Annotated in this window: 7 protein-coding genes and 1 riboswitch; of the genes, 2 read left to right on the forward strand and 5 right to left on the reverse strand. The window is 68.8% G+C overall.

The window, feature by feature from the left end:
- Positions 1 to 38 precede the first annotated feature (38 nt).
- From G6048_RS11765 to G6048_RS11775, 3 genes are read right to left on the reverse strand one after another with little or no spacing between them, the layout of a single operon-like run.
- On the reverse strand, positions 39 to 1349 hold the full coding sequence (locus G6048_RS11765; protein WP_165339433.1) for a CpaF family protein: 1311 nt from the start codon (positions 1347 to 1349) through the stop codon (positions 39 to 41).
- Positions 1346 to 2197, reverse strand: coding sequence for a hypothetical protein (locus G6048_RS11770; RefSeq protein ID WP_165339434.1), 852 nt, complete (start codon positions 2195 to 2197; stop codon positions 1346 to 1348). The genes G6048_RS11765 and G6048_RS11770 overlap by 4 nt, the downstream gene beginning before the upstream one ends.
- A gap of 23 nt (positions 2198 to 2220) precedes the next feature.
- On the reverse strand, positions 2221 to 2943 hold the full coding sequence (locus G6048_RS11775) for a hypothetical protein (RefSeq protein WP_165339435.1): 723 nt from the start codon (positions 2941 to 2943) through the stop codon (positions 2221 to 2223).
- Positions 2944 to 3691: 748 nt separating this feature from the next.
- Here G6048_RS11775 and G6048_RS11780 point away from each other — a divergent pair.
- Both G6048_RS11780 and G6048_RS11785 read left to right on the forward strand, forming a co-directional pair.
- The gene (locus tag G6048_RS11780; RefSeq protein WP_165339436.1) at positions 3692 to 4294 is read left to right on the forward strand and encodes a hypothetical protein; all 603 of its coding nucleotides are present in this window, start codon (positions 3692 to 3694) and stop codon (positions 4292 to 4294) included.
- 39 nt (positions 4295 to 4333) lie between these two features.
- A complete protein-coding gene (locus tag G6048_RS11785) occupies positions 4334 to 5077 on the forward strand; it encodes a hypothetical protein (RefSeq protein WP_165339437.1) in 744 nt (247 codons plus the stop codon).
- Positions 5078 to 5176: 99 nt separating this feature from the next.
- On the opposite strand, the gene G6048_RS11790 is transcribed toward G6048_RS11785, so the two are convergent.
- On the reverse strand, positions 5177 to 5914 hold the full coding sequence (locus G6048_RS11790) for a transglycosylase SLT domain-containing protein (protein ID WP_165339438.1): 738 nt from the start codon (positions 5912 to 5914) through the stop codon (positions 5177 to 5179).
- 4 nt (positions 5915 to 5918) lie between these two features.
- A riboswitch (cyclic di-AMP (ydaO/yuaA leader) is annotated at positions 5919 to 6069 on the reverse strand.
- Positions 6070 to 6405: 336 nt separating this feature from the next.
- Positions 6406 to 8031 (reverse strand): transposase (locus G6048_RS11795; protein WP_235989620.1); only part of this gene is annotated, 1626 nt, incomplete at its 5' end.

Here is an 8031-nt window from a genome sequence, read left to right on the forward strand (position 1 = left end):
CATCTCCCCCGTCGCGTACGTCATGTCTGTCATCCCCATCAGCCCCAGTTCCCGGCGGGCCCGCGATAGCCGTACGCGACCAGGTCGTCGAGGCAGGACAGAGGCGCATGCGGTACGACCCTGCCGTCGGCCGTCTCGGCGAACACCTCGCTGGACAGGACGCGTCCATCGACGCCGTTGACCTCACGGATCGAGGTGACCATGCGCTGAAGTCGGCCGCCCGTCTGGTAGTTGTTGCGCCGCTGGATGAACACGACGAAGTTCACGGCGCCCGCCACGAGCATCTGGCTGGCCTCGATGGGCAGCCGCTCGTTGGCCTGGAGCGCGTACGTCGAAATACGGTTGAAGACCTCGCTGGAGCTGTTCGCGTGGATCGTGGACAGCGAGCCGTCGTTGCCCTGCGACATCGCGTTCAGCATGGTCACGATCTCGTCGCCGAGGACCTCACCGACGATGACGCGCGAGGGGTTCATACGCAGCGACCGGCGGACGAGTTCGGCCATCGAAATCGTGCCCTGGCCCTCGGAGTTGGGCAGGCGCTCCTCGAACGCGACCACGTTGGGGTGCAGGTCGGGGAACTGGTCGAGGCCGAGCTCCAGGGCGCGCTCGACGGTGATGAGGCGCTCGTGCGGCGGGATCTCGTTGGCGAGCGCGCGCAGCAGGGTCGTCTTACCGGCGTTGGTGGCGCCCGCGATCATGATGTTCTTACGGGCCCGGACGGCGCAGGCGAGGAAGTGCCCGATCTCGGGCGTGAGCGTTCCGTTGCCGACGAGGTCCGACATGAAGACCTTGCCCATGCGCGCGCGGCGGATGGACAGGGCCGGGCGCCGAGTGACGTCCATGACGGCGGACAGTCGCGAACCGTCCGGCAGCCGCAGGTCGAGCTGCGGGTTCGCGGAGTCGAAGGGCCGGGAGGAGAGACCGGAGTACGCGCCGAGGATCTGGATGAGCTCGATGAGCTCTTCGTCGTTCTCGGCGACGGGATCGGCCTTGACCTCCTCGCCGTTCGCGTAGCCGACGAAGACCTGGTCGTACCCGTTGATGTCGATGTTCTCGACCTCGGGGTTGTCGAGCAGCGGCTGAAGCCGGCCGACTCCGAAGAGGGCGGCGTGCACGGCGGCCGCGTACTGCTCCTCGGTCTCGGCATCCAGTGGCGTACGACCGGAGTTGATCTCCGTACGGGCGTACTCCTCGAGGATCTGGGCGATGACCGCGCGGGCGTAGTGCCGCTCGTCCTCGTTGGACATCGGCGTGACGCCGGAGACCTGGTCGAGGCGGCGCTGCTCGGCGATGCGGTCGCCGGCCTCCTGCCGGAACCGCTTGACCAGCTGGTGGTCGACAGCGGTCATCGGCCGGCCCCCGCGGTGGGCTGCCCGCCCGGCCCGCCGGCCGGTACGGCCCAGGCCGCCCCGAACTGCTGGTAGAGGTCCGCGGTCACCTTGCGCGCCGAGCGGATGAGCAGCGCCTTGTCGAGCCGGCCGCGCCTGCGTCCGGCCAACTGGTCGGCGCCGGACGGGTCGTCGGCGAGCGTGCCCACGACGCGGGCGCCGGTCTGCGCGGCCACCAGCATGTCGTTGACCTGGTGGACGAGCTTGGCGGAGTCGCTCGGGTCGGCGATGAGGATGACGCCGATGAGCGGGGTCGCGAGGGAGGCCGCGCCGCGGGCGCCGCCGTGCAGCTTGGCGGTGAGGGCGGCGGCCCGGTCGCGTACACGCGCGATGGCCTCCGGCTCGGTGCGGGAGATGAGGAGGACGAGGGCGGCCTGCGAGAACATCTCGACGGCGGGGGTGTCCCCGGCGACCCGGCCGCAGTCGGCGATGACGTCGGCGGGCGCGTTCGGCGAGTCGGCGAGGTGGGCGAAGGCCCGGCCGAGGGTCGGCCACAGCCCGGCGAGCCCGGCGGCCTGCTCGGCGTTCCCGAGCCCGACCAGCACCTCGAGTCCACCGCTCAACGGCTGTACGTGGTCCCAGAGTTGATCCGGTACGAGGCCCCGGCGCGCGGTGGCGGCGATGGACAGCATGCCGGTGTTGGGGTTCAGCGGACCACCGTGCGCGGCGGCACTGCGGTACACGAGGTCACCACCGGCCGGATCGGTCTCCGCCAGCAGAACCCGGCGGGGCCAGACCGCGGCGAGGGCGACGGCGGCCGTGGTGACGCCGGGGGAACCCTTGTCGGCGGCGAGAGCGATGAGCGCCATGTCTCTTGTTGTCTCTCTCGCCCTTAGTTGCCGGGCACGAGGACGACGGCGACCTCGCCCGCGGCGGCGGCCTGGGCCAGGGCGGGGACGTCGTCCTGGTCTACGAGCACCGTGACGGAGATGTTGCCGGTGCTGATGGTGGCGTCGTCGCCGCTGCTCTTGGTGTTCACGCGCGCGTTGTCGACGAGGAGGGTGTCGGTGCCTGTGGCGGTGCCGCCGGACGAGGAGTTGTCGGAGTTGGAGCCGGTGCTCGTCTTGCTGGCGCGGTAGGCGGCGACGACATCGCCGGGCTTGATGTTGGCCGGGTACTGGCCCTCCTTGAGGGCGAGGCCTACGGAGGCTTTGCCGGCGGGGAGGGATGCCTTCTTCGCGAACATGTCGCCGATGACGACGGTGCCCTTGTAGATGGGCGACTTGGCTTTGAGGGTCTTGAGGGTCTCGCGCTGCTCCCAGCGGACGTACCTGATGGCGGAGTCTTCCGCGACCAGGACGGAGGTGATGTTGTTGTCGGTGACGGGCTCGCCGGCCTGGATGGTCTTCGTCACCTGGATGACCTCAATACGATCCCCGGCGCGCAGCACGAGCATCGTCGCCCCCAGCGCCCCGACCAGGATGAGCAGCACGGCGAGAGCGGCGAGTGCCGGTTTGCGCTCGCGAGGTGGCGCGGGAAGGCGCTCACCCATGGCCGGCTGAGCCGGCGCCGCGGAACGGTTGTTACCCGCCCCCGTACGCTCTTGGATCTTCACGCAACCGCTCCCCGTACACCCAAGAAGGTTTCCGTCATTTGGGACACTCCATTCGGCATCGGACGTACCGCCCGACCTGCCCGAATAGCCAGCGACTTGAGTGCTGGAATGAGTGTCAAGTCATCGCACCGTATCAGGGGCGCATAAGCCCCTCAAGGCGCGCCAACGATCGCGAACCTCACAGGACTCGACGTTATCCAAGCGCAACGAAGGCCGGTTGATTCCCCGTTGAGTACGGGCCTTCCTGAGCAGGTTCCGCTGTGCGAGCGCGAACGGCGTGACGCCCGCGAGACACGTGACCGTCATACGGAGGCCACTGTTCCTGCACGAATTACTCACGAGTTAAGAAGGGGGTGGCGTGGGCCGCGGGATGACCTCCCAGGTCGGAGGGCGCACCGCGACCGCGCCCTCGCGCCTCCGGTGACGGTGAGTGTTCAGGCTTGTTGACAGTGTGAGGGGCGGTACCCCAGGATCTGTGGACCGCGTTCCCGCTTCGAGTTCGAGCGGGTCCGCGCACGGGGAACGTCGTCTGCCCGACGAACAGTTGGGCCTTTCCTGGTGCAACTCCGGTGGCTTGCAAGCCCCGTAGAGCACCGGCATCGCCATCGGCACCTCGACCGCGTAGCGCTGTGTGGCTCTTCCGCGCTGCGGCTGTGCCTCGTTATGGCCATGCCGCTGTGGTGCCGTGCCGCTGTGCTGCCTGCGCGAGTAGATCCCCCCACAATCACAACACCACAAGGAGCATGTCTTGCTGCACCAGAAAACCGCCCTGCGCGTCGCCGCGCCCGTCGCCGTTCTCGCGCTCGCGCTGACGGCGTGCGGCGGCGGGGAGGACAAGGCCGACGCGAAGAAGCCCGCCGGCAAGGCGAAGGCGGCGGCAACTCCGGCCGAGGCGGCCTCCGGTGGCGAGATGTCCACGGGCGAGAGCGCCGAGGGCAAAGTCGAGGAAGAGGACGGCAAGGTCACGTACGACATCACCGCCATGAAGGTGGACGTCGGTACCGAGGCCGAGGCCCAGAAACTGGTGCAGGACAAGGTGGACGCCAAGGGCATGGTGCTCGCGGTCGCGCACCTCAAGTTCACGCACAAGGGCGGCCCGGCCCTGACGTCCGACTCCGACGCGGCCGACGGCACCAGCATCTGGGCGGACGGCAAGCGGGGCGCCCTGCTCATCGGCGCCGCCGACGACGCGCCCGGCTGCGAGGACCCGTACGACGTCGAGAGCTGGAAGACGGGCGAGAGCCACACCTTCTGCGACTCGTACCTGATCCCGGCGAACGCCAAGGAGATGGAGGTCCGCTGGGCGGAGGAGGACGGGGAGCCGTTCATCTGGAAGTTCCCCGGCCAGTAGGGCAGTTGCTTCCACCGGCCGCCATCGAAAGGAAGACGAATGAAGAGATCCGCCGTCCTGACCGCCGGCGTCCTCTCCATCGCCGTACTCACCGGCCTGACCGCCTGCGGAGGCGGTGACTCGGAGACGGACGCGGCGGCGGACAAGCCCAAACCTGAGGCCTCGGCCACCCCTTCGAAGGGGCCGGGCCCGGCTGATCGCCTGGCGAAGCTCATGGTCACCCAGGCCGAGATAGGCGGTGACTACAACGTCGCGAAGGCAGACCTGGACGAGGAGTACGCCTTCGCCAGGTCTCAGGACGAGGTCACCCTCGACAAGGCGGTCTGCGCCCCACTGGCGTACGCGATGAACCAGCTCCCGCTGGGCGAACCGCAGGCCTTCCTCCCCCATTTCGCGTCGATCAACCCGCTCACCAAACCGTCCAACTACATAACGCTCAACGCCTACGAGGAGGAGGGCAAGGCGGAGTCCGCCATGGCCGGCTTCTCCAAGGCGGTGGACTCCTGCGGCGCCGGCTTCACGGCCAAGGCGAACGGCAACAGCGGCAAGCACGACACCGTCACCGCGGAGAAGACCGATGCGGCAGGCGACGAATCCCTCGCCTTCAAGTCCACGATGACGTTCAGGGGGGTCACGCATACGGTGCACGGCGCGGCCGTACGCAGCGCCGACGTCGTCGCCGTCTACTTCTCAGTGAACGGCTCGGCCATCTCCAAGGGCTACCCCAGCGACACGAAGATCCCGGCAGAGATCCTGAAGACGCAAAACGCGAAGCTCGGTTGACGGGTGTGCGTCGGCCCGGGTACCTGGTCACCTGGTACCCGGGCCGGTGCTTCACTCAGGCCCGATACGGGCCCCGATCCCTCTTAATCCCGATCCCTCTTAGTAAGGGCCGTTGACGTTGTCGATCGAGCCGTACCGGTCGGCGGCGTAGTTGCAGGCCGCCGCGATGTTGGCGACCGGGTCGAACGGGTCCGTCGACGTACCGGGCACGTGGTAGGCCGAGAAGGTCGGGTCGATGGTCTGCAGGAGGCCCTTGGACGGGGTGCCGGCCGCGGCGTTGGAGTCCCAGTTGTTGATGGCCTGCGGATTCCCCGACGACTCCCGCATGACGTTGCGGTGGATGCCGTCGTACGAGCCCGGAATCCCATGCTGGGCCATGATGTCCAGCGCTTCCTTGATCCAGCCGTCGAGGTCGTTCGAGTACGTCTTCGCGGCGGCTTGCGTGGCAGCGGCGGGCGCCGCGGACTTGGCGGCCGCCGGGCTCGCGTCCGCCTTCTTCGTACCGACGGTCAGCGTGAGACCCGGCTTGATCATCGACGGGTTGTTCCCGATGACCGCACGGTTGGCCTTGTACAGCCCCTGCCAACCACCGCTCGCGCCATGCTTCTTGGCGATCTTGGTCAAGGTGTCGCCCTTGGCCACCTTGTGCGTGACGAGCTCGACCTGCGGAACCGCGGCTTGCGCGACCTGTGTGACCTGCCCCTCCGGCTGGGCGGCGTGGGCACCGCTCACCGCCACGAACGGGAGCGCGAGCGCGACACCTCCCGTTCCTACGGGGACGAAGGCGCGGGCGATGCGGCTGACTCTGGTACGACGGTGCTTACCTCGTGCGGGCATGACGAATTCCTCTCCGGCGCCTGCGAGGTGAGCTGTCGGGTTCGGGCGGGAGCTGCCCGGCCGCATGACCCATGCGACTTCACCCCAAGCCGTTCCGGTTGCCCGGATCGGCGACTTACCTGGGTCCCCCGCTCCTGCCGTAGCGCGTGGATGAATGGGGTTCCGGAGCGGCGGCAGGATTAGGCGTTCCGCCCGGATCGACGAGAACGTATGCGAGAGCACACACCCGAAACAAGCCCCGAAATCCCGCTGCGCCCGTTATGAACTCGCAGAAAGGGGGAGCAAATCGTCCGATTCTCCCGGAACACAACTCTCAACTTACGTTCCGCAAAGCAGAAGTTGCCGAGGCGCCACTTCGACGCCCAATCCATCCGGGCGTGACCCATTTCACGCGATCAAGTACCACCAAGCCCGAACAAAGCGGCAATATAGGCAACTCGGGCATTGCGCCTTCCCGAGGGCCCGCCGGGGCTGGGCTTGAAGAACCGTTCCTAGAGGCTGAGCGGGAGTGAGTCCTGGTGCCAGAACGCATGCTCAGTCGCGTGCCCCGAACGGTGTTGGGCACACTGGTTCCCCGCTTTCGCTCCACCGCCGGGCGGCGCGCATCCGGTGCGCGGTCCGGGAAGGTGGGGGCGGGTTTCCTCACGCCGCCGGGTCTCCGGTCGGGCCTGGACGGTCCGATGCCCCGGCACATCACTCTGGTGTGCCGGGGGCGGTGCCGTCCGTCGCCTGATCGGATGCCCGAGGGCGCGTCGCCCGACCGCGATGCTCGCCGCATCGTGCCGGGACGTCTTACGTCGTGGAGTGGTCAGCGGTTTCTGCCAGTGCTGGGCACCCCACCGGCTGGTATAGGCCGGGTCCACCGCCACGACGGCGATGTCCTGTTCGGCGGCCATCGAGATCAGTCGGGCCTTGAGGCGGGCGGTGGGGAAGCGAGAGAGCAGGCGGCGGAAGCCTTTGTTGCGGCCGTGCTTCTCCCGGCTCGTGCCGTCGGTGAAGTTGAGGTCCTCGATGGCGATCGCGGCGGCCCCGCATCGTTGGGTGTAGTGCAGCAGCCGACTCAGCGCATGCCGGATCTGCGCATCGCGGTGTTCCGCGCTGCCCGAGAGGTCGTAGAAGAAGCGCTGCGGCTCGCCCACCGGGTTGCCGTGCACATCGAGGTGCCAGGCAGCGAGGTGGTCGTCGTTCATGTCCACCCCCACCACACCCCGGGCCAGGGCCGCGTCCAGTGGGAGGATCGGGGCGGCGGCGCGCTGCCAGGACGCGGTCACGTACCAGCGGCCACGGAGCACGTCGTGGTGGATCCGGTAGGCCACCGCCCGGTTCGCGGTGATCCGGTCGCGCCACTCCTGCCCCCGGTGCCGGAACACCACGGTCGCATCCAGCACGTACCGGCCGTGCGGGGCATTGGCCCGGTGGGCCAGCGGGGCCGGGAGCTTGAGGGAGAGCTGGCCGGTGTCGGTGACGCGGATGGTCTCGTTGCCGAACCGTTTGCCGGACTCTCCGTCGGCGGCCAGGAACATCCGTGCCGCCCGCCACCGCTGTCGCCACTGCTGCTCACTCAGCCCAGCGTCGTCCAGGTGGTGGCGGGTTTTCGCGAGGCGCTTGCCGCCGCGCACCACGCGCACCCGGCCCGCCGCCCAGTCCGCCTCCACCACCGCCAGCCGCGCCTTCAACGCGTGCAGGCGACGGGACTTGGCGTGCCGCTCGGCACGGGTGGTATAGCCGCGTGCAAGGCCTTCTCGCTTGTTCGCCTTGGCGCCCAGTGGGCGGGCCAGCCGCGCCTCGATGGCGGCGATCTGCTCACGCAGCCAGGCCATGTGGGCGGCCTGGCCGCGCCTGGCCAGCGCCCACTGGTCGTGGGTGGCCTTGGTGATGCTGCCCGCCCAGCGCGCCGACGACTTCCCCGTCAAGCCCTGCTTGCGCACCGCCCACGAAGCGGCATCGTGCGCCAGACCCTGCCGGGATCGCTCCGCGAGATCACCCGAGGCCAGCGACCCGAGATAGACCCCGACCTCGGTGAGCACCGCTGCGTCCGTCTTTGACACACGCAGCCGGTCCCGGATGGCCACCCCGGCGGGACCGGGCACCACGAACGACACCACCAACTCCCGCAG

The organism is Streptomyces ureilyticus, from assembly GCF_011045025.1.
GTDB lineage: Bacteria > Actinomycetota > Actinomycetes > Streptomycetales > Streptomycetaceae > Streptomyces > Streptomyces ureilyticus.

What these genes read in the sequence shown, in the direction of transcription:
- G6048_RS11765 (WP_165339433.1), bottom strand. Translation starts at nt 1,349, where the DNA reads ATGACCGCTGTCGACCACCAGCTGGTCAAGCGGTTCCGGCAGGAGGCC.
- G6048_RS11790 (WP_165339438.1), bottom strand. Translation starts at nt 5,914, where the DNA reads ATGCCCGCACGAGGTAAGCACCGTCGTACCAGAGTCAGCCGCATCGCC.
- G6048_RS11785 (WP_165339437.1), top strand. Translation starts at nt 4,334, where the DNA reads ATGAAGAGATCCGCCGTCCTGACCGCCGGCGTCCTCTCCATCGCCGTA.
- G6048_RS11770 (WP_165339434.1), bottom strand. Translation starts at nt 2,197, where the DNA reads ATGGCGCTCATCGCTCTCGCCGCCGACAAGGGTTCCCCCGGCGTCACC.